Annotated in this window: 23 protein-coding genes and 2 rRNA genes; 20 read left to right on the top strand and 5 right to left on the bottom strand. The window is 64.1% G+C overall.

Features of this window, described 5'->3' with window-relative positions:
- Nucleotides 1-176: 176 nt before the first annotated feature.
- Nucleotides 177-3,265 (top strand): 23S ribosomal RNA (locus tag QUE25_RS03505).
- Between the two features lie 96 nt (nt 3,266-3,361).
- Nucleotides 3,362-3,478: ribosomal RNA gene (gene rrf / locus QUE25_RS03500) — 5S ribosomal RNA — on the top strand.
- A 940-nt stretch (nt 3,479-4,418) separates the two neighbouring features.
- Here rrf and QUE25_RS03495 read toward each other — a convergent pair.
- Nucleotides 4,419-5,408, bottom strand: coding sequence for a hypothetical protein (locus QUE25_RS03495; protein ID WP_286267615.1), 990 nt, complete (start codon nt 5,406-5,408; stop codon nt 4,419-4,421).
- Between the two features lie 3 nt (nt 5,409-5,411).
- Here QUE25_RS03495 and QUE25_RS03490 point away from each other — a divergent pair, with 3 nt between their 5' ends.
- From QUE25_RS03490 to QUE25_RS03420, 15 genes are all read left to right on the top strand, one after another.
- Nucleotides 5,412-6,272, top strand: coding sequence for a tetratricopeptide repeat protein (locus tag QUE25_RS03490; protein WP_286267612.1), 861 nt, complete (start codon nt 5,412-5,414; stop codon nt 6,270-6,272).
- Nucleotides 6,269-7,264: an HAD-IIA family hydrolase gene (locus QUE25_RS03485; RefSeq protein ID WP_286267610.1), complete on the top strand. Its 996-nt coding sequence runs from the start codon at nt 6,269-6,271 to the stop codon at nt 7,262-7,264. The genes QUE25_RS03490 and QUE25_RS03485 overlap by 4 nt, the downstream gene beginning before the upstream one ends.
- Nucleotides 7,261-7,497, top strand: coding sequence for a hypothetical protein (locus QUE25_RS03480; RefSeq protein ID WP_286267609.1), 237 nt, complete (start codon nt 7,261-7,263; stop codon nt 7,495-7,497). Before QUE25_RS03485 ends, QUE25_RS03480 begins: the two co-directional genes overlap by 4 nt.
- Nucleotides 7,494-8,258: a TlyA family RNA methyltransferase gene (locus QUE25_RS03475; RefSeq protein WP_286267607.1), complete on the top strand. Its 765-nt coding sequence runs from the start codon at nt 7,494-7,496 to the stop codon at nt 8,256-8,258. Before QUE25_RS03480 ends, QUE25_RS03475 begins: the two co-directional genes overlap by 4 nt.
- Nucleotides 8,251-9,195 (top strand): NAD kinase, encoded by a 945-nt coding sequence (locus QUE25_RS03470; RefSeq protein WP_425332731.1) that lies wholly within the window; start codon nt 8,251-8,253, stop codon nt 9,193-9,195. Before QUE25_RS03475 ends, QUE25_RS03470 begins: the two co-directional genes overlap by 8 nt.
- Entirely contained in the window at nt 9,195-10,883 is a 1,689-nt protein-coding gene (gene recN, locus QUE25_RS03465; protein ID WP_286267603.1) for a DNA repair protein RecN, read from the top strand. The genes QUE25_RS03470 and recN overlap by 1 nt, the downstream gene beginning before the upstream one ends.
- 161 nt (nt 10,884-11,044) lie before the next feature.
- A complete protein-coding gene (locus tag QUE25_RS03460) occupies nt 11,045-11,344 on the top strand; it encodes a hypothetical protein (protein ID WP_286267601.1) in 300 nt (99 codons plus the stop codon).
- The gene (locus tag QUE25_RS03455) at nt 11,299-12,945 is read left to right on the top strand and encodes a PRD domain-containing protein (RefSeq protein ID WP_286267600.1); all 1,647 of its coding nucleotides are present in this window, start codon (nt 11,299-11,301) and stop codon (nt 12,943-12,945) included. Before QUE25_RS03460 ends, QUE25_RS03455 begins: the two co-directional genes overlap by 46 nt.
- Nucleotides 12,946-12,954: 9 nt before the next feature.
- Complete coding sequence (locus QUE25_RS03450; protein ID WP_286267598.1) at nt 12,955-13,413, top strand: transcriptional regulator GutM; 459 nt, start codon at nt 12,955-12,957, stop codon at nt 13,411-13,413.
- 54 nt (nt 13,414-13,467) lie between these two features.
- Nucleotides 13,468-14,019, top strand: coding sequence for a PTS glucitol/sorbitol transporter subunit IIC (srlA, locus tag QUE25_RS03445; protein WP_286267596.1), 552 nt, complete (start codon nt 13,468-13,470; stop codon nt 14,017-14,019).
- Nucleotides 14,020-14,027: 8 nt separating this feature from the next.
- Nucleotides 14,028-15,089, top strand: coding sequence for a PTS glucitol/sorbitol transporter subunit IIB (srlE, locus tag QUE25_RS03440; protein WP_286267594.1), 1,062 nt, complete (start codon nt 14,028-14,030; stop codon nt 15,087-15,089).
- Nucleotides 15,090-15,116: 27 nt separating this feature from the next.
- Nucleotides 15,117-15,485: a PTS glucitol/sorbitol transporter subunit IIA gene (locus tag QUE25_RS03435; RefSeq protein WP_286267592.1), complete on the top strand. Its 369-nt coding sequence runs from the start codon at nt 15,117-15,119 to the stop codon at nt 15,483-15,485.
- Nucleotides 15,482-15,739 carry an HPr family phosphocarrier protein gene (locus tag QUE25_RS03430; RefSeq protein WP_286267590.1) on the top strand — a complete coding sequence of 86 codons (258 nt, stop codon included), beginning with the start codon at nt 15,482-15,484 and terminating at the stop codon, nt 15,737-15,739. Before QUE25_RS03435 ends, QUE25_RS03430 begins: the two co-directional genes overlap by 4 nt.
- A gap of 51 nt (nt 15,740-15,790) precedes the next feature.
- Nucleotides 15,791-17,137 (top strand): sn-glycerol-1-phosphate dehydrogenase, encoded by a 1,347-nt coding sequence (locus QUE25_RS03425; RefSeq protein ID WP_286267588.1) that lies wholly within the window; start codon nt 15,791-15,793, stop codon nt 17,135-17,137.
- A gap of 88 nt (nt 17,138-17,225) precedes the next feature.
- Nucleotides 17,226-18,062 carry an HAD-IIA family hydrolase gene (locus QUE25_RS03420; RefSeq protein ID WP_286267586.1) on the top strand — a complete coding sequence of 279 codons (837 nt, stop codon included), beginning with the start codon at nt 17,226-17,228 and terminating at the stop codon, nt 18,060-18,062.
- On the opposite strand, the gene QUE25_RS03415 is transcribed toward QUE25_RS03420, so the two are convergent.
- Complete coding sequence (locus tag QUE25_RS03415; protein ID WP_286267584.1) at nt 18,051-18,188, bottom strand: hypothetical protein; 138 nt, start codon at nt 18,186-18,188, stop codon at nt 18,051-18,053. The two genes, QUE25_RS03420 and QUE25_RS03415, sit on opposite strands and share 12 nt — an antisense overlap.
- A 26-nt stretch (nt 18,189-18,214) precedes the next feature.
- On the opposite strand from QUE25_RS03415, the gene pyrB reads away from it, so the two are divergent.
- On the top strand, nt 18,215-19,258 hold the full coding sequence (pyrB, locus tag QUE25_RS03410) for an aspartate carbamoyltransferase (RefSeq protein ID WP_286267581.1): 1,044 nt from the start codon (nt 18,215-18,217) through the stop codon (nt 19,256-19,258).
- Nucleotides 19,259-19,280: 22 nt separating this feature from the next.
- On the opposite strand, the gene QUE25_RS03405 is transcribed toward pyrB, so the two are convergent.
- Together QUE25_RS03405 and QUE25_RS03400 are read right to left on the bottom strand one after the other, a co-directional pair.
- Nucleotides 19,281-20,354 (bottom strand): mannonate dehydratase, encoded by a 1,074-nt coding sequence (locus tag QUE25_RS03405; protein ID WP_286267579.1) that lies wholly within the window; start codon nt 20,352-20,354, stop codon nt 19,281-19,283.
- A gap of 106 nt (nt 20,355-20,460) precedes the next feature.
- Entirely contained in the window at nt 20,461-21,492 is a 1,032-nt protein-coding gene (locus QUE25_RS03400; RefSeq protein WP_286267578.1) for a TRAP transporter substrate-binding protein, read from the bottom strand.
- 265 nt (nt 21,493-21,757) lie between these two features.
- Between QUE25_RS03400 and QUE25_RS03395 the strand changes: the two genes are divergently transcribed.
- Both QUE25_RS03395 and QUE25_RS03390 read left to right on the top strand, forming a co-directional pair.
- Nucleotides 21,758-22,477 carry a GntR family transcriptional regulator gene (locus QUE25_RS03395; RefSeq protein WP_286267576.1) on the top strand — a complete coding sequence of 240 codons (720 nt, stop codon included), beginning with the start codon at nt 21,758-21,760 and terminating at the stop codon, nt 22,475-22,477.
- Between the two features lie 62 nt (nt 22,478-22,539).
- Nucleotides 22,540-24,360, top strand: coding sequence for a glycoside hydrolase family 2 protein (locus tag QUE25_RS03390; RefSeq protein ID WP_286267574.1), 1,821 nt, complete (start codon nt 22,540-22,542; stop codon nt 24,358-24,360).
- Nucleotides 24,361-24,393: 33 nt separating this feature from the next.
- Here QUE25_RS03390 and QUE25_RS03385 read toward each other — a convergent pair whose 3' ends face one another.
- Nucleotides 24,394-25,275 carry a patatin-like phospholipase family protein gene (locus QUE25_RS03385; RefSeq protein ID WP_425332753.1) on the bottom strand — a complete coding sequence of 294 codons (882 nt, stop codon included), beginning with the start codon at nt 25,273-25,275 and terminating at the stop codon, nt 24,394-24,396.
- Nucleotides 25,276-25,359 lie beyond the last annotated feature (84 nt).

The following is a 25,359-nucleotide window of genomic DNA, read 5'->3' as shown; positions in this document are numbered from 1 at the left end:
GTTGGTGGGTTGGGATGGCCTGGGCACGCTGTTGGGTGTCTGAGGGGTCGGTTGCCTGTGGGTGGCGATTCTTCTGCGGACGCTGATTTGTGGCTGGCCTGTGGGTTGGTTGTGGGTTGGTGGCTCGCCCGTATTTTGAGAACTTCACAGTGGACGCGAGCATCTTTGTAGTGAGTAAACAAGCTACTAAGTGCAATCGGTGGATGCCTAGGCACCAAGAGCCGATGAAGGACGTAGGAACTTGCGATAAGCCTCGGGGAGTTGGTAACCAAACTGTGATCCGGGGATTTCCGAATAGGGAAACCTTGAAGGTACCGGAGTTATGTCCGGCGACCTCTGCCTGAATGTATAGGGCAGTTGGAGGGAACGTGGGGAAGTGAAACATCTTAGTACCCACAGGAAGAGAAAACAATAGTGATTCCGTTAGTAGTGGCGAGCGAACGCGGATGAGGCCAAACCATGTGTGTGTGATAGCTGACAGGTGTTGCATGTGTGGGGTTGTGGGATCGTCTTGATCATACTGTCATGTGGTCGGGGAGTGATAAATGGCTGGGGAAGTGGAAGCATTCTGGGAAGTTGCGGCATAGAAGGTGAAACCCCTGTAGACGTAATTCAGCCACTCTCGGACGAGATCCCAAGTAATGCGGAACTCCTGAAATTCCGCATGAATCTGGCGGGACCACCCGCTAAGCCTAAATACTCCTTGGTGACCGATAGCGGACTAGTACCGTGAGGGAAAGGTGAAAAGTACCCCGGGAGGGGAGTGAAATAGTACCTGAAACCGATTGCATACAATCCGTCGGAGCCCTGTGGGGTGACGGCGTGCCTTTTGAAGAATGAGCCTGCGAGTTAGTGGTGTGTGGCGAGGTTAACCCGTGTGGGGTAGCCGTAGCGAAAGCAAGTCCGAATAGGGCGGTTGAGTCGCATGCTCTAGACCCGAAGCGGTGTGATCTATCCATGGCCAGGGTGAAGCGACGGTAAGACGTCGTGGAGGCCCGAACCGACCAGGGTTGAAAACCTGGCGGATGAGCTGTGGATAGGGGTGAAAGGCCAATCAAACACCGTGATAGCTGGTTCTCCCCGAAATGCATATAGGTGCAGCGTCGCGTGTTTCTTACCGGAGGTAGAGCACTGGATGGTCTAGGGGGCCTATCAGCTTACCGAAATCAGCCAAACTCCGAATGCCGGTAAGTGAGAGCGCGGCAGTGAGACTGCGGGCGATAAGGTTCGTAGTCGAGAGGGAAACAGCCCAGATCATCAGCTAAGGCCCCTAAGCGGTAACTAAGTGGAAAAGGATGTGGAGTTGCGGTGACAACCAGGAGGTTGGCTTGGAAGCAGCCATCCTTGAAAGAGTGCGTAATAGCTCACTGGTCAAGTGATTCTGCGCCGACAATTTAGCGGGGCTCAAGTTATCCGCCGAAGCTGTGGCATTCACATGGTGCCTAGCCCCTGTTGGGGTTCAGGTGTGTGGATGGGTAGGGGAGCGTCGGGTGTGCGAGGAAGCGGCGGGGTGACCCAGTCGTGGAGTGCACTCGAGTGAGAATGCAGGCATGAGTAGCGAATGACGGGTGAGAAACCCGTCCGCCGAATATCCAAGGGTTCCAGGGTCAAGCTAATCTGCCCTGGGTAAGTCGGGACCTAAGGCGAGGCCGACAGGCGTAGTCGATGGACAACGGGTTGATATTCCCGTACCGGCGGAGCGACGTCCCTGTTGAGGCGAGTGATGCTAAACACGCGAGACATTCTGTCAGGCCTTCGGGTTTGTGGGGTGTTGAGTCTGTGACCCGAACTTGTAGTAGACAAGCTGCGGAGGGACGCAGGAAGGTAGCCGTACCGGGCGATGGTTGTCCCGGGGTAAGTGTGTAGGGAGTCAGGTAGGTAAATCCGTCTGGCGTGTTCCTGAAGCATGACGCATAGACCGTATGGTCGAATTCGGTGATCCTATGCTGCCTAGAAAATCTTCGTGAGCGAGTTGTGAGCCGCCCGTACCCTAAACCGACACAGGTGGATAGGTAGAGAATACCAAGGCGATCGAGAGAATCGTGGTGAAGGAACTCGGCAAAATACCCCCGTAACTTCGGGATAAGGGGGACCGGAGGGGTGCAAGCCCTGAGGGTCGCAGAGACCACGCCCAAGCGACTGTTTACCAAAAACACAGGTCCGTGCTAAGTTGTAAGACGATGTATACGGACTGACTCCTGCCCGGTGCTGGAAGGTTAAGGGGAAGTGTTAGCTTTTGCGAAGCACAGAACTTAAGCCCCAGTAAACGGCGGTGGTAACTATAACCATCCTAAGGTAGCGAAATTCCTTGTCGGGTAAGTTCCGACCTGCACGAATGGAGTAACGATTTGGGCACTGTCTCCACCACGAACTCGGCGAAATTGCATTACGAGTAAAGATGCTCGTTACGCGCAGCAGGACGGAAAGACCCCGGGACCTTTACTATAGTTTGGTATTGGTGATCGGGACGACTTGTGTAGGATAGGTGGGAGACGTTGAAGCAGTCACGCCAGTGGTTGTGGAGTCATCGTTGAAATACCACTCTGGTCGTTCTGGTTATCTAACTTTGGACCGTTATCCGGTTCAGGGACAGTGCCTGATGGGTAGTTTGACTGGGGCGGTCGCCTCCTAAAAGGTAACGGAGGCGCCCAAAGGTTCCCTCAGCCTGGTTGGCAATCAGGTGTTGAGTGTAAATGCACAAGGGAGCTTGACTGTGAGACAGACATGTCGAGCAGGGACGAAAGTCGGGATTAGTGATCTTACGGTGGCAGGTGGAAGCGCCGTAACTCAACGGATAAAAGGTACCCCGGGGATAACAGGCTGATCTTGCCCGAGCGCTCACAGCGACGGCATGGTTTGGCACCTCGATGTCGGCTCGTCGCATCCTGGGGCTGGAGTCGGTCCCAAGGGTTGGGCTGTTCGCCCATTAAAGCGGCACGCGAGCTGGGTTCAGAACGTCGTGAGACAGTTCGGTCCCTATCCGCTGCGCGCGTAGGAATCTTGAGAAGAGCTGTCCTTAGTACGAGAGGACCGGGACGGACTAACCTCTGGTGTGCCAGTTGTTCTGCCAAGAGCACGGCTGGTTGGCTACGTTGGGAAGTGATAACCGCTGAAAGCATCTAAGTGGGAAGCACGCTTCAAGATGAGGGTTCCCTCACCGTTAAGGTGGTAAGGTCCCCGGTAGACCACCGGGTTGATAGGTCGGACGTGGAAGTGCAGTAATGCATGGAGCTGACCGATACTAATAGACCGAGGGCTTGTTTCTTCTACAAAGATGTTACGCGTCCACTGTGGAGTATCTGAAAATACGGTCGACGAACCCCCCCCGTGCGGGGGTGTTCTCCCGATATTTTCATAGAGTTTCGGTGGCCATAGCGAAAGGGAAACACCCGGTTCCATTCCGAACCCGGAAGTTAAGCCTTTCAGCGCCGATTGTACTGCAGGCGGGAGCCTGTGGGAGACTAGGACGCTGCCGGACAAACAAAACTCCCCGGAAGCCATGCTTCCGGGGAGTTTTCTATTTATGGACCAATGACAATCGACATAGCTCGCGGCGACCGGCATCCGGTAGCCCGACTCATACCTCGGTGGCTTGAACGGCCGGCCGGCGCCTCGTTAGCCCGAGAGAAACCTCTGGCAGCTGGAAGGCGCGCATCGTCCGATCCGAGACACCGACTCGTCAGAAACAACAGCAGACAGGCAGAATTGAAGCCATGAACTCAGACCAACGACCCGGCGACGGTGGCGACTCCTCACGCGATGATCGCAAGCCATCTGGGCGCAGCGGTTCGCGTCCGTCGTCGAGCGGAGGCTCACGCGGCGGATACCCCCGGAGCGGTGGGTCCCGAGACGCGCGCGGATCCCGAAGCGCGGCTTCGCGCGGCGGCTCCTACAGCAGCAAGAACCGATCCGGTGGCGGGGCCGCTGGACGTCGCAATGATTCTCGCAGCGACGGCGGACGCGAGGGATACTCGCGCGATGAGGGTTACTCGCGCCGCGACGATTCCCGAGGCAGCGAGGGGCGCTATTCACGCAGCAGCGACTTCCGTGGACGCGATTCGCGGGAGGGTGGCTACTCGCGGGACGACCAGCCTCGCAGTGGCGGTTACCGCGGAGGCGGTAACTCCCGCGGCAATGACTCACGTCGTGAGGATTCGCGCAATCGCGGCGGCTACCAGAGCTCTGGGCGTTCCTACGGAAGCGCCGGGCGAGGCGAACGCGGCGGTGACGACCGGTATCGCCGTTCCGACGCCGGCGAGCGGGGTAACGACGCGCGCCGAGGACCGGCACGTGATGATCGGGACCGTCGTCGCGACGATGATCGCGAGCGTGGATACTCCCGGCGCCCGGAGGGCGAGCGCAGATACCGCTCGGACGATGATCGGCGGCCGGCGCGGCAGGGACGTCCGAATGATCGCTCACGTGACGAGCGCGGCGACCGCAAGCCTTACGGCGATCGCGCCCGTTCTTCCTACGGTGACCGGGATCGCAAGCCTTACGGCGACCGTGATCAGAGGTCGTCGGGCGACCGCGATCGTAAGCCTTATGGCGATCGCGATCGTAAGCCCTACGGTGACCGGGATCGCAGGCCTTATGGTGATCGGGATCGTAAGCCCTACGGTGACCGGGATCGCAAGCCTTATGGTGATCGGGATCAGAGGTCGTCGGCCGACCGTGACCGTAAGCCTTACGGTGACCGGGATCGCAAGCCCTACGGTGACCGGGATCAGAGGTCGTCGGCCGACCGTGACCGTAAGCCTTACGGTGACCGGGATCGCAAGCCCTACGGTGACCGGGATCAGAGGTCGTCGGGCAACCGTGACCGTAAACCCTACGGTGATCGGGATCGTAAGCCCTACGGTGACCGCGATCGTAAGCCTTACGGTGATCGGGATCGCAAGCCCTACGGTGATCGGGATCAGAGGTCGTCGGCCGACCGTGACCGCAGGCCTTACGGTGATCGGGATCGCAAACCCTACGGTGACCGGGATCGCAAACCTTATGGTGATCGTGATCAGAGGTCGTCGGGTGACCGGGATCGTAAGCCCTACGGCGACCGGAGCAGCTCGCGTCCAGCACGTTCCTATGACGACCGTCGGCCGAACCGTGATTCGCGTGACTCCGATTCCCGCGGCCGTGATGACCGCTTCTCGCGAGGCAGAGATTCCCGCGGCTTCGACCGCCGCGACGACGATCGCTTCGAGAGGACCGAGCGTCCGCTGCCACCCGGGCTGGAGCCTGCCGAGAACGAGCCCGAGTTGCCCGAGGGCTACGACCAGACCGGTCTGCCCAGCAGCATTCGTGCCGAGCTTCGCTCGCTGACCAAGCAGCTGGCCGACAAGGTCGGAGGCCATCTTCAGGCGGCGGCCGAGCTCCTCGACGTCGATCCCGAGCAGGCGCTCGCGCATGCCATGGTCGCCAGGCGGCTCGCGTCCAGACTGCCGGTTGTTCGCGAGGCGGCGGCCGAGACCGCCTACCTGGCTGGGCACTACGACACGGCGCTCACCGAATACCGAGCGCTGCACCGGATTACCGGCGACGACGACTACCTGCCGATCATCGCCGATTGCGAACGGGCCGTCGGCAAGCATCAGGCCGCGCTGCGAACCCTCCGGGAGGCGCGAGACCTCAAGCTCAGCCTGCCGCAGCAGGTGGAGGTCATCCTCGTCGAGGCCGGCGTCCGCGACGACATGGGTCAGCGCGACGAAGCATCGCGGTTGCTCAAGGAAGCGATCAGCGGTGGCCGAGGTGGACGTCAGGGCCAGGCGCGGTTGCGTTTCGCCTACGCCGATCTGCTCGCCGAGCACGGCCGGCCGGACGCCGCACTCGAATGGTTGACCTCAGCGCGCACCTACGACGAGAACAACGAGTTGGAGATCGACGATCGGATCGCCGAGTTGAAGGGCGAACCGGTCGCAGAAGCGCCGGACCTCGACGAGTTCGAGGTGCTCGACGTCGAGGAGGTCGACGACGTCGACGATGAGCCCGCTGAGGCCGACGAGCCCGCTGAGGCCGACGAGCCCGATGAGACCGACGATTCGCAGGAGTCCGTGGACGGATCTGAGGACGATGAGTCCGACGATGATGACTTTGGGGACGATGAGTCTGAGGACGATGACCAGTCCGATCACGATGAACCTGACGATCTGTTGGACGAGCAGACTCCGGAGCCGGACGAAGACGAGCAGCCGGAGGAAGACGAGCAGCCGGAGGAGCCGGACGACGCCGAGCCGGCAGACGACAAGACGAAAGACGATCTGGAGGAGCAGTGACCCGGTTCATCGATGCCTATGACGCCGCGATGTTCGATCTCGATGGGGTCGTATACCTCGGCCCGCGCGCGGTCGAGGGATCTCCGGAGAGTCTCGGAGAACTCCGCAGGCTTGGCGTGAAGGTCGGCTTTGTCACCAACAACGCCGGACGCAGCGCCGACGTGGTGGTGGACCATCTGAACGTCCTGGGCATCGAGTGCCATCGGGCCGATGTCGTCACCAGCCCGCAGGCCATCGCCCAGCTGATGCGCCGGGAGTTGCCGGAGGGAGCCAAGGTTCAGGTCTGCGGCGCTCAGGCTCTTACCGACGAGATCGCCGCGGCCGGTTTCACCGTGGTGACGGATTTCCGTGAGGAGCCGGCAGCGGTGGTTCAGGGTTATGACCCGGACCTGTCCTGGCCCAGTCTGGACAACGCCTGCTTCGCGATCCAGCGCGGGGCCCGCTGGTTCGGGACCAATACCGACATCAACCGGCCGACCGACCTGGGCCTGGTGCCCGGCGCCGGCGCACAGATCGAGGCGCTGCGCACCGCAGTGGGAGACACCCCGATCACGGTCGCCGGGAAGCCCTACCCGCCGTTGCTGCAAGAGACCATCAACCGCATGCAGGCCCGCCGACCGGTTTTCGTCGGCGATCGGCTGGACACCGACATCGAGGGTGCCCACAATGTCGGCATCGACTCGTTCATGGTGTTTACCGGCGCGCATGGCAAGACAGACCTGGTCAACGCTATTCCTCAGCAGCATCCGACGGCCATCGGCTGGAATCTGCGGGGCCTGCTCGCGCCGCGGCGCGAAGCGTCCTGGCACGACGACGAGGTGCTCTGCCGTGGCGCGCGGGCATACGTCTACGGTGGGGTCGTCCGCCTCGACGGTCCGCTGATAACCGTTGACGAACAGTTGGACGCGCTGTGGGCGATCGTCCAACTTACCTGGCGGGACGGCTCCTTGGATGCCGCGGACGCCCTCGATGCGCTGGACCAGCTCCCGTGACCACCACCGGGTACGACCCACAGGACAGCCACGAACCGAACCCGGACGAGCCTCCGGTCACCGGCAACCGGATCATCGATTCGGCATTGGCTGCCCTTGCCGGCACGCAACAGCTGACGGTGACCGAGCAACTCCAACGGCTGGGCGCCGCGCACGAGACGCTGGCAGACGTGCTGGAAAGCTCCCGCAGCGCGGCGATACCGATGCCGAAGCCGCAGACGCGTCAACCGTGAATGACCGGCTCGACCAGACGCTGGTGACGACCGGCCGAGCCCGATCGCGCTCACAGGCGTCAGAGTTGATCAAGGGCGGTTCGGTGCGGGTCAACGGCCGGGTCATCGTGCGGCCATCGCACCGCGTGAACGCCACCGACACCATCGAGTGCGCGATCGACCCGTGGGTTTCGCGTGCCGCACACAAACTCATCGGGGCTCTCGACTCCAGCGGGCTTCAGGTTCCTGCCCGGGTGCTCGACGCGGGTGCGTCCACCGGCGGCTTCACGCAAGTGCTGCTCAGCAGGGGAGCCCAATTGGTCTACGCGGTTGATGTGGGCCACGGTCAGCTGGCGCCCGTGGTGCGGGCTGATCCGCGGGTACGGGTGCGGGAGGGCCTGAATCTGCGCGATCTCACGCTCGCCGATCTCGATGACGAGCCGGTCGACCTGGTCGTGGCAGACGTCTCCTTCATCTCGCTGCGAATGCTGCTGGAACCGCTGTTCGCCGTGCTCAGGCCGGACGGCCGGGCAATGCTCATGATCAAACCCCAGTTCGAGGTCGGTCGTGAACGCCTCGGAGCGGGGGGAGTGGTCCACTCACCATCGGACCGCAGGCAGGCCATCGATGCGGTGGTCGAAGACGCCGCCGGACTCGGCTGGATCCCCCAGTGGCGTGCCGACAGCCAGTTGGCCGGTCCGGCCGGCAACCTGGAGCACTTCGTCTGCTTTCACGCGGTGCGCTCGGAAGACGAGGAACCGGACGACATCCGGCTTGGGTAGGCTTCGGAACGTGACGAACAGTTCGCAGCCTCAGCAACCCCGACGAGTGGGAATTCTGTTGCACCCGGCGCGTCCAGAAGCCATCGACGTAGCGGAGAAGTTCGTCCAGGGCACTATCGGTACCGGCATCACCTGCGTGGGCTTCGGCGATCGGATCGCCGAACTGCGCGAACGAGTCCGCGATGTGACGATCGAGCAGGGTGTCCTCGGCGATCCCGGGCCGCTCGAACTCATGGTCGTCTTCGGTGGCGACGGCACCATACTGTGGGCCGCCGAAGGCGTGGTGCCGCGCGGCGTGCCGCTGCTGGGCGTCAACCTCGGGCACGTCGGGTTCCTCGCAGAGCTGGAATCGCACGACGTTCACAAGCTGGTTCAGCAAGTGGTCGAACGCCACTACACCGTTGAAGAACGCCTCACCCTCGACGTCGAGGTGGTCGACCCCGAAGGCCATCAGATCTGGTCGTCGTTCGCGGTCAACGAGGTCTCCCTCGAGAAAGCGGCTCGCGAGAAGATGCTCGATGTGCTGGTCGAGATCGATCATCTGCCCGTGTCGCGCTGGAGCTGCGACGGCATGCTGGTTTCCACTCCGACCGGCTCCACCGCCTATGCGTTCTCTCTCGGCGGTCCGGTCATCTGGCCCGATGTGCAGGCGTTCCAGGTCGTGCCCATGGCCGCACATGCGCTGTTCGCGCGTCCACTGGTGCTCGATCCCAACTCGCTGGTTGATCTGACCTTGTCGGACCAGTATGTGACCCGGTCCGTCGTGTGGTGCGATGGCCGTCGTTCGGTCGACATCCTGCCCGGCACCCGTATCCATGTGGAGCGCGGCAGCCATCCGCTGCGGGTTGCGCGGCTTCAGGAGCAGCCGTTCACCTCGCGCCTGGTGAAGAAGTTCGACCTCAACATCGATGGCTTCCGGAGCAAAGGGCGGCCCTAATGCTGGTCGAGTTACGCATCTCGAATCTCGGGGTGATCGCGGACGCGACCATTGAACCTACCGCGGGCATGACCGTCATCACCGGTGAAACCGGTGCCGGCAAGACGATGATCGTCAGCTCACTCGGCCTGCTGCTGGGCGAGCGGGCTGATGCCTCGGTGGTCCGGCGGGGCTCCCAGCGCGTCATCGTCGAGGGACGTTTCAACGATCTTTCCGCGGTGACGCCACTGCTGGACGACATCGGCGCCGAGACCGAAGCGGACGAGCTGCTGGTTTCCCGCCAGGTCAGCAAGCAGGGCCGCTCACGGGTCTTCGTCGGGGGTGTCCAGACCCCGATATCGAAGCTGGCCGAAGTGACCGGAGAACTCGCGACCATTCATGGTCAGTCCGAGCAGATCCGGCTGGGCGACCCGGATCGGCAGCGCGAGGTTCTCGACCATGCCGGTGGTCCCGAGCTGGCGGCGCTGCTCGACGACTACCGAGGGGCCTACCGCCGTCGCGACCAGCTGCGTACCGAGCGCGACGACCTGGTGCACCACGCTCAAGAACGCGCCCGCGAGGCCGATCTGCTGCAGTTCGGACTGGAAGAGATCTCGGCGGCCGATCCCCGGCCGGGGGAGGACGCCGAGCTGGCGGCCGAGGCGTCCAGGCTGCAGGCTGTGGACGACCTGAGGCTGCTCGCCGCCCGAGCCAGCCATGCGCTGTCCGGCTCCGATGAGGGAGACCTCGACGATCCCGGCGCGGTCGGCCTGGTCGGTATCGCCCGCCACGAACTCGCCGGCATCGCCAGGCTGGATGAGCAGGCCGGCGAGCTGGCCCTGGCCGCCCGGACGATCACCGGGCAGGTCAACGAATTGGCCGCCGACGTCGCGTCCTATCTGGCCGACCTGGACGCCGACCCCGTGCGGCTCGAAGCGGTGACCTCACGGCGCGCGCAGCTGGCCGGGCTGACGCGCAAGTACGGCTCGACCATCGACGAGGTGCTCGCCTGGGCCGCAAACGCAGCGATGCGGCTGTCCAACCTCAGCCGCGGGGACCAGCGGCTGAGCGAACTGGATGCGCTGATCGCCGATCTCGATGCCACACTGCTGAGACTCGGCGGGCACATCACCGAGCTGCGCGAGCAGGCCGCCGCACGGCTGGCTGCGGCCGTGCAGGACGAGCTGGCGGCGTTGGCCATGCCGCACGCCCGGCTGCGCTTTGACCTACAGCCGCTGCCGCAGCCGGGTCCCCACGGGCTGGAACATGTACACCTGCTGTTCGCGGCGAACCCCGGCGCCACCCCCGGACCGCTGGCGAAGGTCGCCTCGGGCGGCGAACTGTCCCGCGTCCGGTTGGGTCTGGAAGTGGTGCTCGCCGCCGGAGATCCCGGCCACATCTTCGTCTTCGACGAGGTGGACGCCGGAATCGGCGGCAGCGTGGCCATCGAGGTCGGCCGCCGGCTGGCCCGGCTCGCCGAGTACTCGCAGGTGATCGTCGTGACGCATCTGGCTCAGGTGGCGGCATTCGCGTCCGCCCACTGGGTGGTCTCGAAATCCAGTGACGGTCAGGTCACCACCAGCGATCTGACGCTGGTGACCGGGGCGCAGCGCGAGGCCGAGCTGGCCCGCATGATGGGTGGCCTGGACGACAGCAGCTCGGGGCTGGCGCATGCCCGCGATCTGCTCGAACTCGCGCACAGGCCGTGACCTCCCGACCCGCATTTCGGCTTGTCAGCCCCATGGCATGGGGATTCGGTCAGTGTCGCGCGCCCAATTGACGTAGACCCCGGTCTATTGGGGGCTGCTTTCAGTGCTCCGTTCACGTTACGTTCATCTTGGCCACGATGGCGAGGCGGAGAGGAGCGACGATGAACCGAGCAGTCAGCATTCTGCTGCAGCTGGAGTCGGCGGATTCCGTCGCCAAGGATGCTCTGGCGATGCGTTGCGGCGTCGCAGCCCGCACCATCAGCACCGATGTCGCTCAACTCAACAACAGCCTCGGCACCGCCGCCTCGATCCGGTTCAGCGATGGACGCTACCGTCTGCTGATCGTCGACGCCGATGCGTATCGCCGGGTCCGTGACCGGCTAGCGATCGTGCAGGAGTCGTTCAACGACCCGCAATGGCGCGCGGCCTATATATCCTCGCCCGGCTGCTGCACAGCCTGAGGCCGGTACGCATCGAGGATCTGACGCTGGACATGCGCCTCGGACGCACCAGCGTGGTCGCCGATATCGCCCAGGTTCGCGAGTTGCTGGCTCCCTACGGCGTGAAGATCGAGGGGAGAACCCGCGTCGGGCTGACGCTGGCAGGCCCCGAGCTGGGCATCCGGCTGGCGATCCTCGACCACGCGTACGCAGCCGCCTACCGCGGCTATCCGCTGGGCGGCGAGATCCACGGTGCCGTGGAACAGGTGCTGGGCGAGTACGGTCTCAGCGCGGCCAACCGCGAAATCATGCGGGGCTGGGTGACAGTCGTGCTCGACCGCTACCTGAACAACCAGCCGCTCGGCGCGCTTCCGCCGACCTACGCCGATCTGGTGGATTCTCCCGCTCACGACCTGGCCAGGGCGTTGGCCGCGGCCGTCGAGCCGTTGCTCAATGAGCAGCTGCCGGACGACGAGGTGCTGTTCTTGGCGCTGCCCGCCGCCGGAATGCGGATGACCGGCGCCGAGGGCCCCGGCGGCGTCTGGCGGTCGGCTGAGCTGGCCGGCGCCCTTGTGGAACGCATCCTCGACCGCGTAGCCAACGAGATGGACGTACGCCTCGCGACCGCCGAACTCGTCCGCGAGTTCACCCAGCACGTCACATTCCTGGTGAACAGATTGCGCTACTCGCTGCATCTGGCCACCGACGCACAGCCCGGGCGGCTGGAGGAGGAGTATCCGCTGGCCCACCGCATGGCGATGATCGCCGCCGAGGAGATACAGCAGGAGACCGGGCTGGTCGTCGAAGCGGGCGAGTTGTCGCTGCTCACCACCTACTTCCAGGTATTCCTGGTCGACTACGCGGCTCGGCAACGGCGCGAGATGTCGGTGACCATCGTCTCGGGGCACGGCCCGGCCACCGCGCGCCTGGTTCGGTCCCACCTTGCGACGCTGCTCCCCGCCGGTACGCGCTACACGATCGTCCCCGACTGCGCACCCGGTGACCTGGATGCCAGCGACCTGGTCGTCACCACCCCCGGCGCCCGGGTATCGACCAACCGTCCCACACTCGAGCTGTCGGAGCTGTTCGACCGGCAGGCAGTGACTCGCCGGCTGAACGCGCTGCGGATACCCACCCTCGGCCCGCTCGCCCCGGCAGCGGCAGGCTCCCTGCTGGTGTCCCTGATCGACGAGAACCGGTTCGTCCGCCTCCCCACCGACGCCGGTTACCCGGAGGCGACCCAGCTGCTCATCGACGCGCTGCGGAAGGCCGGCCTGGTCGGCGAGGGGTTCGAGGCGGCCACTGCCGCCCGCGAGGCGCGGGCCACCATGCAACTAGACGACCGGCTCGCCTTTCCCCACGCCACCGATCCCACGCTGGTCACCCCGGTGTGCGCGCTCGGCGTGGTGCCGCGAGCCGACTCCGAGGCCGGCATCCGCGTGGTGTTCCTGATGGCCGTCCCGGAGAAGGTCGCCTACGACGACACCGTTCTCATCCGTGTCTACGACGAGATCATCCGGCTCGGCGGGAACGCCGCCGCGGTGGCGAAGATCTCCCGCCTGACCAGTTACGAGCAGTTCTTCTACTTCATGGAGAACCTGCAGTCCAACCCGACCACCTGAGGAGAAGCAGTGTTCTGGACCGTCCTGATCGCGTTCGCGGTCGTCTACCTCACCCAGACGTTCTTGGCGCTGAGGCAGTCGAAGAACTTCGCCGCCACGTTCACGAGCCTGCGCCGTCGCGGCCGGGTCGCGCTCGGCAAGAAGCAGGGCCTGCTCTCCGCGGGTGCGCTGGTGCTGTTCCTGCTCGACGACGACGGACGCATCGTCGAGGGCCACAAGCTCTCGGGGGTCACCGTGCTGTCTCGGTTCCGCGTCTTCGATGCCTTCGACGGCTGCGAACTCGCCGAACTCACACCCGAAACCGACCGGCGCTTCAATAGGCCGGTGCGCGCGGCGGTGGCCAATGCCCGCGACAACTACCGCACCGTGCTGGCCGGTAAGAAACCGCTGGATCCGCCCGGCCCGCTCGCCCAGATCAGCCTCGCTGCCGGCCGACTTGTTCGGCGCCGTCCGGTGGCCACGGCCTGACCTGTCCGTAACCCCATAAGCCCCACCACCCACTACATCTACGAAGGAGTGATCATGGATATACTCGTGCGCGCCGCCGAGTGGTTCGTCGGCCTATTCCAGGCCGGAGCCGATGTCTTCATCAGCTGGATGGGCAGCATCGTGCCTCTCGTCCTCATGCTGTTGATCGCAATGAACTCACTGATTCAACTGGTCGGCGAGAACCGGGTCAACCGCTTCGCCGGCAAGGCGTCCCACAACCCGGTGAGCCGTTACATGCTGCTTCCGTTCATCGGAGCGTTCATGCTGGCCAACCCGATGGTGCACTCGCTGGGGCGGTTCATGCCCGAGCGCTACAAGCCCAGCTATTTCGCCAGCGCCGCGCAGTTCTGCCACACCAGCAACGGCGTCTTCCCGCACATCAACCCGGCCGAATTGTTCATCTGGCTCGGCATCGCCCAGGGCGTCATGACGCTCGGCCTGAGCACCGGGCCACTGGCCATCCGGTATCTGCTGGTCGGCCTCGTCATGAACTTCGTCTCCGGCTGGGTGACCGACTTCACCACCGCCTACGTCAGCAAGCAGCAGGGTGTCGAACTCAGCCTCGAACCCCACATAGAAGGGTGACGCTCCACATGTCCAACTACCACACCATTGTCATTGAGCGCGGCGGCGGCGGCTTCGGAGGCCCCCTGACACTGACTCCCACCGAGCAGCGAAACAAGGTCGTCTACATCGTCGGCGGCGGCATGAAGCCGGAGGTCGTCGACCGGATCTGCGAACTGTCCGGCGCTGAAGCCGTCAACGGATTCAAGACGTCGGTACCCGACGACGAGATCTTCGTCGCGGTCATCGACTGCGGCGGGACGCTTCGCTGCGGCCTGTACCCGAAGAAGGGCATCTCCACGGTCAACGTGATGCCCACCGGCAAGACCGGTCCTCTTGCCCAGTTCATCACCGAGGAGCTCTACGTCTCCGCGGTCGGTCCCGAGCAGGTGCGTCTTGCCGATGAGGCGGAGGCCCTGGTCTCCATCGGCGCCGCGAGCGCCACCGCTTCCGAAGATGCCCAGGGCACCGGCGGTTCCGACGGCGGACCTGCCTTCACCGTCAAGGGTGATTGGAGCACCGACAAGAAGATCTCGCAGACCATTGCCGAGAAGAAGAAGAAGTCCCTGCTCGAGAAGATCGGCCTGGGCGCCGGCCGGGTCGTGTCGATCTTCTACCAGGCCGCCCGCGACGCCGTGCAGACCATGCTCGGCACGGTCATCCCCTTCATGGGCTTCGTCGCGATGCTGATCGGCATCATCAACGCCTCGGGCTTCGGCAACTGGTTCTCCAGCCTGCTCACCCCGCTGGCCGGCACCGGGTGGGGACTGATGGCTCTCGGCTTCATCGCCTCCCTGCCATTCCTGTCGCCGCTGCTGGGGCCGGGCGCCGTCATCGGCCAGATCATCGGCACCCTCATCGGCGTCGAGATCGGCAAGGGCAACATCCCGCCGAGCCTCGCGCTCCCGGCGCTGTTCGCCATCAATACCCAAAATGCCGCCGACTTCATCCCTGTCGGACTGGGTCTGGCGGAGGCCCGGCCGGAGACCGTCGAGGTGGGCGTGCCATCTGTGCTCTACTCACGATTCCTTAACGGCGTCCCGCGTGTTGCAGTGGCCTGGCTTGCCAGTATCGGCCTTTACTCGTCCTAGACACGACACGAAAGGAAGTCAGTCATCATGACCGAGATCTATCGCACCACCGTTACCGAGGTCGGGCCCGAGGCCAGCTCCTTCATCGCCCAGGGCATGCTCGTCACCTTCGGTGAGGAGGCTCCCGACGCGCTGCGTGAGTTCTGCTTCCTCGTCGACGCATCGGCCCGCACTACCGCGGATCTTCAGGCGGGTCAGGTGCTGGTGCTGGACGGCGAGCAGTACCCGATCACCGCCGTCGGCTCGGTGGCCCGCCAGAACCTGGACAACCTGGGTCACGTCACGGTCATCGTCGACGGCCAGAAATCGGCCTATATGCACGGGGCCATTCATGTCGAGGGCGAGGAAGTGCCACGCCTCGAGGTGGGCAGCACGTTCGTGATCGAGCAGTTGTGATCCGACGAGACGTCGTCGTGGGCCACCCCGAGGGCGTGCACGCCCTGGTGGCCCACAACCTAGCCGAACTCGCCGGTCGCTACTCCAGCAGCATCTTCCTGCGCTCCGCGGATCGCAGCGCGAGCGTAGCGCACGTCGTGAACGTGCTCGCGCTCGGGCTCGAGCAAGGAGATCAGGTTGTCGTCTGGGCGGATGGCCTCGACGAGCAGGAGGCGCTGGAGGCCGTGATTCACGCCTTGTCCGAACCTCGATGAGCCCAGAACGACCCATCCCCACCACCCCGATCATCGATCGAAGGAGAAACCATGAAGAAGGAATCCATCGCCGAAGGCCTGACACACGCGAGCGACACCCGAGTCATCGAAGTGGGACGAGGCATCCTGCCGCGCTCCGGTGAGATCCTCGCCCAGTCACTCGTCCAGGCCGAGCGGCCGCTGCTCATCGTGGCCGATGAGCGCACCTGGACGGCCGCCGGGAAGGCCGTCGCAGAGTCCATCGCGCAGGCGGGTCTGCTGCAGGCCGAGCCGCTGATCTTCCCCGGCACCCCGACGCTGTATGCCGCCTACGAGCACGCCGAAGAGGTCCGCGAACGCCTGCGCGAGACGGACGCACTGGGTGTCGCGGTCGGCTCCGGGACGCTCAACGATCTGGTCAAACTGGCCTCCGGGGAACTCGGCCAGCCATACGCGGTCGTCGGGACAGCGGCATCCATGGACGGATACTCCGGTTTCGGTGCACCGATGAGTCAGGGCGGCATCAAGATCACCATGCCGTGCCCCGCCCCGGCCGTCGTGATCTTCGACCTCGACGTCGCGGCTGCGGCGCCGAAGGCCATGGTGGCATCCGGCTACGGCGATCTCGCCGCCAAGATCCCCGCCGGCGCCGACTGGATCCTGTCGGACGCGATCGGGCTCGACCCCATCGACCCGCTCGCCTGGAACCTGGTGCAGGGCGGTGTCTCCGAGGCGCTGTCGCGGCCCGAGGCCCTGGCTGCCGGAGACCCCGATGCCTATGAGGGCCTGGTCAAGGGCCTGCTGCTGTCCGGCTTGGCCATGCAGGTCTACAAGGGCACGCGGCCGGCTTCCGGCGCCGAGCACTATTTCAGCCACCTGTGGGAACTCGATCATCTCGGCGCCGAGCTCGACCCACCGCTGTCGCACGGTTTCAAGGTCGCGATCGGCACCTTGGCGATGACTGCCTTCTACGAGCGGTTCTTGCAGCGCGACCTGGCATCCATCGATGTGGACGCCGTCGTCGCCGCCTGGCCGACCTGGGATGAACTCGAGGCGGACATCCGCTCGAAGCTCACCGGTGCGCTGGCCGAGAAGGGCGTGCGGGAGACCCGCGAGAAGTACGTGGACGCCGACGGGCTACGCGTCCGCGTCCAGACGCTGGTGGACGACTGGCCGTCCCTGCGGCCCCGGCTGGAGGCCCAACTGGTGCCGGCAGCTACTCTGCAGCGCTCGCTGGCTGCGGCGGGCACCCCGACTCATCCCGAGCAGATCGGCCTGACGCTCGCCGATCTGAAGGCCACCTTTCCGCGCGCCATGTACTACCGCTCGCGCTACACCGTGCTCGATGTGAGCCGCGAGATCGGATGGTTCGCAGAACTGGTCGACGAGGTGTTCGCTCCCGGTGGCCTGTGGACCTGAGCAGACCGTGACAGCTGAGCAGACCGTGACAGCTGAGCAGACAGCGACACCTGAGCAGACAGCGACAATCGACGAGCGAGGAGAAACGATGCGTCCCGAACGCCTCTACAGCGCCTACGTGTTCGACATGGATGGCACCATCTACCTGGGCGATGACGTCCTGCCCGGCGTCCACGAGGGGTTACGGGTTTTGCGCGAACGGGACATCCCAGTGCGGTTCTTGTCGAACAATCCCACCAAGGACCCGGAACTGTACGCCGCGAAACTCAGCCGGCTCGGCTTGCCCACCCCTGTGGACGACATCGCCAACACCGTGGTCACCACGGTTCGCTGGCTGCTGGCACACCATCCTCATGCCGTGGTGTTCCCGATCGCCGAGCAGCCACTCATCCGAGCCATGACGAAGGCCGGCATCCGGCTCAGCGACGATCCCGAACAGATCGACATCGTGGTGGCGTCCTACGACCGGACGTTCGACTACCGCAAACTCCAGATCGCGTTCGACGCCCTCTGGTTCTACAAGCGGGCATTCCTGGTGCAGACCAATCCGGACCGCTACTGCCCCTTCCCGGGCGGACGCGGCGAACCGGATTGCGCGGCGATCACCGCTGCGATCGAGGCCTGCACCGGCGTGCAGTGCTCGATCAATCTGGGCAAGCCAGGAGCCATCATGATCGACGAGGCGATCGCCGGGCTGGACGTCGACCCCAGGGACGTCCTCATGGTCGGCGATCGGCTCGGCACCGACATCGCGATGGGCCGGGCTGCCGGCATGGCCTCGGCATTGGTCCTCACTGGCGACAGCACCCGCGAGGATGTCGCGGATGCTACCCCCGAGCAGTGGCCGGACTTCGTGGTGGAGACCTTCGACCAGTTGATCCCGAGTGAGATCTGGCAGCGCAGCACGCAGTCGTCACGCTTGTGAAACTGCCTGCCGGACGATGCCGTCGGCCCAGCGCCCCGCCGCCTGGCCGACGGCATCGCCGGTCTCCGGGGCGTTGAGGAACTGGTGAGGGTGGGTCGGATCCGATGGCGCGTGGTAGGTTGCCATCGATATGTCGATGAAGGAGCGAACTCGTGACTGCCTCCGATAGTCTTCCTCCGTTCGGTGCCGGACGCCACCTGCTGAGTGTTCAGCAGTTCGACCGGACCTCGTTGCAGAAGCTGTTCGACCTAGCCGATCTCGTGCGTCCGATCGCCGAGCGCCGCGCAGTGTGCACGGTGCTCGATGGCGCCATCCTCGGCAGCCTGTTCTTCGAACCCAGCACCCGGACGCGGCTGAGCTTCGAATCCGCCTTCCTGCGGCTGGGTGGCGAGGTGACGACCACCACCGGCTTCACCTTCTCGTCCATGGCCAAGGGCGAATCGATCGCCGACACCTCGCGGGTGGTCTCCGGATACTCCGATGTCCTGGTGGTGCGCCATCCCGACGAAGGCTCGGTCGCCGAGTTCGCGGCGGCGTCGGTGGTGCCGGTGGTCAACGCCGGCGATGGCACCGGCGAGCACCCGAGCCAGGCACTGCTCGACTTCTACACCCTCGAGTCAGAACTGCATCGCCGCGGCAAGCCTGTGGACGGCTGCACGATCGCGATCGTCGGTGATCTCAAGTACGGCCGCACGGTGCACTCGCTGATGAAGCTGCTCTCACTGGCCGACAACATCACCTTCAAGATGTTCAGCCCGCCCAGCCTCGAACTGCCGGTCGAGGTGGAGAAGTACGCCCGCGAGCGCGGGCACCGGGTGATCGACTGCGATGCTGTGCCCGAGGCGCTGGTCGGTGCCGACGTGGTGTACGCCACCCGCGTTCAGCGCGAGCGGATGACCGAGGAGGTGCTGGTCACGGCGAACGTGTCCGGCAACCTGCTGAACAAGCGACTGCTGGCCGAGGCGGACGCCAGCGACATCATCATCATGCACCCGCTGCCGAGAGACTCCCGGATGGACTCGTTCGATCTGTCCAGCGACGTGGACGATCTGCCCGGCCTGTCGATCTTCCGCCAGACCGACAATGGTGTGCTCATCCGGATGGCGATCTTCCTCACCACACTCGGCTGCTCGGCGGACGCGGTGAAGGCGACCATCAAGCAGCGCCCCTGGGACGCCACCCTGCGCTGGAACTGAGTTCCGCCGAGGGAGCGGGCAGTCAGCGGTTGGCCTTGGTGATGGCCTCCCACAGGCCGCTCAGATAGCTGGTTCCGAGCGCCCGGTCGTACAGGCCGTAGCCCGGGCGTCCGCGTTCACCCCAGATGTCGCGGCCATGGTCGGAGCGCGCATAACCATCAAATCCGGCCTGGTAGAACGCGAGCATGATCTCGTACATGTCGAGCGATCCGTAGGCCGACGGGTGAGCGGATTCGTGGAAGTCGACATCAGAGGTGAACTTGATGTTGCGGATCTGCGCGAAGGGAACCTTGTCGCGCCCGGCGAACTCGCGGATCAGGGCGGGCACGTCGTTGGCACGATTCTCGCCCAGCGATCCGGTGCACAACGTGAAGCCGTTGTAAGGGGAGTCGTAGAACGACTCGATGCGGCGCAGGTCCTGGGCATCGGTCGCGATGCGGGGTAGACCGAACAGCGCCTTGGGCGGATCATCGGGATGCATCGCCATCTTGACGTCGTACTGCTCGCAGGTGGGCATGATCGCCTGGATGAAGTACTTGAAGTTCTCCGCGAGTCCCTCGGCTCCCAGTGGGGCATAGGCCTCGAGCAACTCCTGCAGATGGACGAGCCGTTCGGGCTCCCAACCCGGCAGCTTATGACCGCCGGTGTTGTTGGCGTTCATCCGCTCCATGGTCTCTTGCGCGGTGCCTTGCACCAGCGCGTCCTGGTAGGCCATCGTGTAGGACCCGTCGGGCAGCCGGTGGCGCAACTGTGTGCGCACCCAGTCGAAGACCGGCATGAAGTTGTAGCAGATCACCTTGATGCCGACGGCCGACAGGTTCTTGATGGTGGCGATGTAGTTGTCAATGGCCCAGTCGCGCTTGGGACCGCCGATCTTGATGTCGTCGTGGATATTGACGCTCTCGACCACCTCGAACTTCAGACCGACGCCCTCGATCTGGTCGCGCAGCGCGATGATCTTGTCCATCGGCCAGACCTCGCCCACCGGGACATCGAACAGGGCACCGACCACATGAGTGACGTTGGGCACCTGACGGATGTACTCGAGGGGGATGGGGTCGTCTTGCGCGCCGAACCAGCGCATTCCGAATTTCACCTGGGCTCCTTCATCTTGTTCGCTACTCGCATTCCGGATGGGAGGCCCTCTCGAATCGAAGGGCCCCCCATCCGGAAGTCGTTTGTCAGATTAGCCGGGCAACTTACTATGCAGGGTTGTCCTGGTTGGCTTGCTGGGTTGCCTCGTAGTACTTGGCCCGAAGGTCATTTGCGCCCATGTACTCCTCGACCATCGGGGCTACCCGAGCCTTGAAAGCAGCCGTATCGACGTCGTCGTTGAACTGCGCGCCGAGCGCCTTGCTGCGTTCGATCGATTCGTTGACGTAGGGAACGAAGTCGTCACTTGCCTTCTGAGTGATGTCAGGAATGATCGCCAGCAGAGCGTCGCGGTCCGTCTCGTCCATCTTGTCGAGCGTCTGTGTGCTCATCAACAGGAAGTCCGGGATCATCAGGTGCCTCGTATAGGAGTAGTACTTGGCGACCTCATCATGCTTCATCGCGTTGTACGACGGTTCGTTGTTTTCGGCACCGTCAAGAACTCCGGTCTGCAAGGCGGAATAGACCTCGCCGAAGCTCATCGGTGAGGGAATCCCGCCGAGGAGCTGCAGCATGCGAACCTGCGAATCGGACTGCTGGACCCGGATCTTGAGACCTTTGAGGTCATCAGGGGTCCTGATCGGCCGGATCGCGTTGTAGATGCTGCGTTGGCCGGCGTTGGCGCCGCCGAGCACGGTGATCGATTTGGAGTCTTCCAAAGAGGTGAACAGTTCGGTGTTGAGTTCGTCGTCATTGAGGACTGCGAGCTGAGCTTCGCGGGAATCGAATACGAACGGCAAGTTGTAGACGACGAAGTCCTGGTTGAGGCTTTCCACATTTGCTCCGCCGATCCAGGCGAAGTCGACGGTGCCGTTCGACAGATTCTGGATTACTTCGGCGCTGGTGCCCAGCGTTTCGTTTCCATAGACCTGCACGGAGTAGCGGTCATCGGTGGCCTCTTCGAGTCTCTTGCCCAATTCGAGGCCGGCCTGATACTGGGGGTGTTCCTGAGGCTGGCTGACAGCCAACTTGAAAACGACCTGTTCTGCCTTGCCCCCGCTTTCACCACCACTCCCGCAGGCTGCCAGACTCAACGAGATCAAACCGACAATTGCGGATGCTGCGAGCTTTGACTGTTTCATAGGGGAGAAGTCCTCCTTCTGATGGACGATGTTGTCTTCAGGAGCCCTATCTCTCTGCTGCCGAGAAATGAGGACCGTGTGCGGCCATCGCAACGGCTTTGTCGCCGTGGCCTTTCGGACGCTCTTGCCTTCTTGCTGGTTGGGATGCTGTCACCAGCTTCACCCATACAGAGATGTTAGCACTGATATATTAGAACTGTCGAACCGGCGTCAGCTGAAGCCACGACGAAAACCGGTATCGAGACCGAACCGTTACACTGACCCCATGGGTGAACTGCGGGGGAGTATCCGACAGCGCGTCTACGACGAGCTGCGGGAGCGCATCGTCACGTTGCAGTACCCGCCCCGCTCGCCGATCTCGGAGAAGGACCTCGCCGCAGAACTCGGTGTGTCACGCACGCCGGTGCGGGAGAGCCTGCTGAAGCTGCGCGAGGAGGGACTCGTTCAGGTCTTTCCGCAGATGGGGACTTTCGTCTCTCACGTGGACATCGATCGGGTGAGGCTTGCGCAGTTCGTGCGTGAGGCGGTCGAGTGCACAGCGCTCGCCGGGTTCGTCCGCAGCGAATCGTCCCGGGCCCACCTCGAGGCCCTGCACGACAATCTCGACGCCCAACGCGCCGTCGCTGCCGCCGGAGCTGATCTTGCGGAGTTCTTCACGCTGGACCAGGCCTTTCACCTCGAACTACTCAAGCTGAGCGGACGGGAATCGGCTTGGCCCATCGTGGCCTCGGAAAGAGCCCATCTCGACCGGGCGCGTCGCTTCGGCCTGGTCATTCATCCCGTGCCAGCTCTCATCGACCAGCACCAACGGGTCGTGGACGGCATCGAGGCGGACGATCTCGACGCGGCCGTGACCGTGCTGCGCGAGCATCTACGTGAAATCCTCATCGACCTCGCCAAAGTCCAGCAACAAAGCCCCGAGATCTTCGACTCGATGCCGTTGCGGCCGGTGCGGCGTCTGGTCACCACACTCGAACCGGGCTGAGTTCGTCCGGGCCGCTAGTCTTCGCAGGAGAGACAGCACTTTCCGGACGGAGGAGATTCGCCGTGAAACCCGTGGCTACGCAACTGCGCACCCCCTGGGCCGATGAAGCGCTGAACGCCGACAGCCCATTGGCGCAGTACCCGCGTCCCCAACGCGAGCGCGACGAATGGCTGTGTCTCAATGGCACCTGGGACTATGCGATCCGTCCGTCGTCGTCGGCCAGGCTCGTGAACGAATACCCACCCGACAGCTACGACGGACGGATCCGCGTTCCGTTCGCCCTTGAGACCGTCGCCTCGGGGGTGACCCGTGAGCTCCTGCCGGATGAGACCCTGTTCTATCGCCGATTGGTCGAGCTGCCGCCGGCCTGGCGGGCACGCCGCGTCGCGCTGAACTTCGAGGCGGTGGACTACCTGGCCGCGGTCTGGGTGAACGGCCAACTCGTCGGCGATCACCGCGGTGGCTATCTGCCCTTCAGTGTCGAACTCCCCAAGGCGGAGCGGCTGGAGATCGTGGTCGGGGTTCGTGACCCGGGTCCGGCCGGTCGCCAGCAGTACGGCAAACAATCCGAGAAGGCGCCGAAAGACATCTGGTACACCCCGACCAGCGGCATCTGGCAGACGGTATGGGCCGAGCCCCTGCCAGCCAATGCCATCACCTCGGTCGTCGCCACCAGCTACGCCGATCTCAACGGGTTCACGATCATCGCTGACACCGAACAGCATTGCCGGATCGCTGTTCGAGTCGAATGCCCGGACGGGTCCGAGATCACCGTGGCCGGAAAGTCCGGTGAGCCGATCGAAGTGGCGCTCCCATACATCCGACCTTGGACGCCCGACGACCCCTACCTCTACCGACTCGAGGTCAGCAATGGCACCGACCGGGTCACCTCCTGGGCGGGGCTCCGGACCGTGGCCATCGGACGCATTCCGGGCGCCCGGCGATTCGAGCGTCCGGCGATCCTGCTCAACGGCAAGCCGCTGTTTGTCAACGCGGTGCTCGATCAGGGCTACTGGCCCGAATCCGGCATGACCGCACCATCGGATGAGGCGCTGATCTTCGATCTGCAACAGCTGAAGGACCTGGGCTACAACGGGGTCCGCAAGCACATCAAGGTCGAATCGCGGCGCTTCTACCATCATGCCGACCGGCTGGGCATGCTGGTTCTTCAAGATGTGGTGAACGGCGGACGCCCGAGGGTGGGCATTCCGCGATCGCGCATCGTGATGGCGTTGGATTGGCAGACCCGCGACAAGACCCGTCGCGGGCTGGCCGCCGCCGGCCGGGATTCTCAGCAGAACCGCTACGAGTTCGAAGCCGATATGGCCGCCATGATCAAGCTGCTGCGTGGCCACCCGAGCATCGTCATATGGGTCATCTTCAACGAGGGCTGGGGCCAGTACCACACCGCCCGCCTGGAACGGCGGGTCCGCAGACTGGATCCGACCCGGCTGATCGATCCTGCGTCCGGTTGGTTCGACCAGCGCGGCGGCGATTTCCGCAGCCGGCATCGTTACGTGCTGAAACTGCAGCGCCCCCCGCGCAGAGACCGGCGTCCGTTCTTCCTCTCGGAGTTCGGCGGCTTCAGCCTCGCCACCGAGGGCCATCAGTGGGAAGGCGACGGGAAGTTCGGCTACCGCTTCTGCGCCGACTCAGCGAGCCTGGGCAAGGCGCTCGCCAAGCTCTACCGCGAGCAGTTGATACCGCTGGTCAGGCATGGCCTGCGGGCATGTGTCTACACACAGTTGAGCGACGTGGAGATCGAGGCCAACGGCCTGTTCAGCTACGACCGGCAGGTACTCAAACCGGACGCCGACCTGCTGCGATCCCTCAACGCGGAGCTGGATGCGGCGTTCGATGCCGCACTCACGCGCAGAAAGTAGCCGGCGTCGGTGAGCCGGGCTCGCTAGCGCGGCTTACGCCAGGCCCAGCCATTCCTTCCAGGCAGGCAGTTCGCGCTTGATCTGCGCCTGCCCATCGGCATAGCTGCGCGCCAGCTTGGCGACATTTCTCTCCGAGTTGCTCACGGTGTATCCGTCGGGGAAGAAGACCATCGCGTCTCCGCTGCGCTCCAGTTCCAGCAGTTCGGCCCGGGTGCGGTTGTAGTTGTCGGGCCGAGCCATCAACGCGTCCACAACCGCCGGATAGCGCCGGAAGTACTGCCGCACGACCCTGCTGACGCGCATCGGTTCCTTCACATACGAACGGGGCCGGGTCAGCACGACGAGGAACTTCTGGAAACCGGCCGCCTTGGCCGCGTCCAACGCGATTCCGCCGCTGGGGCCGAGTGCCCCGTCCACGTAGCTGTGTTCGCCGATGTGCACGGTGGGCATGAAGAACGGCAGTGTGGACGACGACTGCACGCGCACCATCAGATCCGCCGGTGTCGGGGTGTCCTCCCTCGTCCAGTAGAACGCCTTGCCGGTGTCTGCTTCGAAGACTCCGAGGTTCATCGCGGCAGGGTTGGCCTGGAAGGTGGCCCAGTCGTAGGGGAGTGCCCCGCCGGGCTGGCCGGTCTGCTGGTAGATGTAGTTGGCGTTGAACATGCCCTGCCCCCGCAGGAAGGTGCGCAGGTCGCCGAACTGCGGGTCCGCCGCGAAGCCGACGAAGGACTCCTTGGCACGCCAAGTATCCCTGGCCAGGTAGTTCGCCGTATTGGACGACCCGGCTGAGATGCCGGCCACCCAGTCGAGATGGATCTCGGCCTGCAGCAGGGCGACCACGACCGCGGCGGTGTAGCTGGCTCGCATGCCGCCGCCTTCGAAGATCAAGGCGGTATCGGTGACATTGCTGGTCAGCGCGGTGGAGGTGGTTGAACGTGGCACGATCCCAGTTTCTCACCGATCGCAGATGGCAAGATAGGCGGTGTCGAATGCGACCGA

It is taken from the genome of Brooklawnia propionicigenes, assembly GCF_030297015.1.
Classification (GTDB): domain Bacteria; phylum Actinomycetota; class Actinomycetes; order Propionibacteriales; family Propionibacteriaceae; genus Brooklawnia; species Brooklawnia propionicigenes.
The sequence above is the reverse complement of the archived record's forward strand: the minus strand, read 5'-3'. Positions and strand labels throughout refer to the sequence as shown.

Coding starts and splice junctions, on each gene's coding strand:
- QUE25_RS03495 (WP_286267615.1), bottom strand. CDS start 5,408: ATGCGCGAGCGCCTGCTCGGGATCGACGTCGAGGAGCTCGGCCGCCGC.
- QUE25_RS03490 (WP_286267612.1), top strand. CDS start 5,412: ATGGTCGCCAGGCGGCTCGCGTCCAGACTGCCGGTTGTTCGCGAGGCG.
- recN (WP_286267603.1), top strand. CDS start 9,195: ATGCTGGTCGAGTTACGCATCTCGAATCTCGGGGTGATCGCGGACGCG.
- QUE25_RS03460 (WP_286267601.1), top strand. CDS start 11,045: ATGAACCGAGCAGTCAGCATTCTGCTGCAGCTGGAGTCGGCGGATTCC.
- QUE25_RS03455 (WP_286267600.1), top strand. CDS start 11,299: ATGGCGCGCGGCCTATATATCCTCGCCCGGCTGCTGCACAGCCTGAGG.
- srlA (WP_286267596.1), top strand. CDS start 13,468: ATGGATATACTCGTGCGCGCCGCCGAGTGGTTCGTCGGCCTATTCCAG.
- srlE (WP_286267594.1), top strand. CDS start 14,028: ATGTCCAACTACCACACCATTGTCATTGAGCGCGGCGGCGGCGGCTTC.
- QUE25_RS03435 (WP_286267592.1), top strand. CDS start 15,117: ATGACCGAGATCTATCGCACCACCGTTACCGAGGTCGGGCCCGAGGCC.
- QUE25_RS03425 (WP_286267588.1), top strand. CDS start 15,791: ATGAAGAAGGAATCCATCGCCGAAGGCCTGACACACGCGAGCGACACC.
- QUE25_RS03420 (WP_286267586.1), top strand. CDS start 17,226: ATGCGTCCCGAACGCCTCTACAGCGCCTACGTGTTCGACATGGATGGC.
- QUE25_RS03415 (WP_286267584.1), bottom strand. CDS start 18,188: ATGGCAACCTACCACGCGCCATCGGATCCGACCCACCCTCACCAGTTC.
- QUE25_RS03400 (WP_286267578.1), bottom strand. CDS start 21,492: ATGAAACAGTCAAAGCTCGCAGCATCCGCAATTGTCGGTTTGATCTCG.
- QUE25_RS03395 (WP_286267576.1), top strand. CDS start 21,758: ATGGGTGAACTGCGGGGGAGTATCCGACAGCGCGTCTACGACGAGCTG.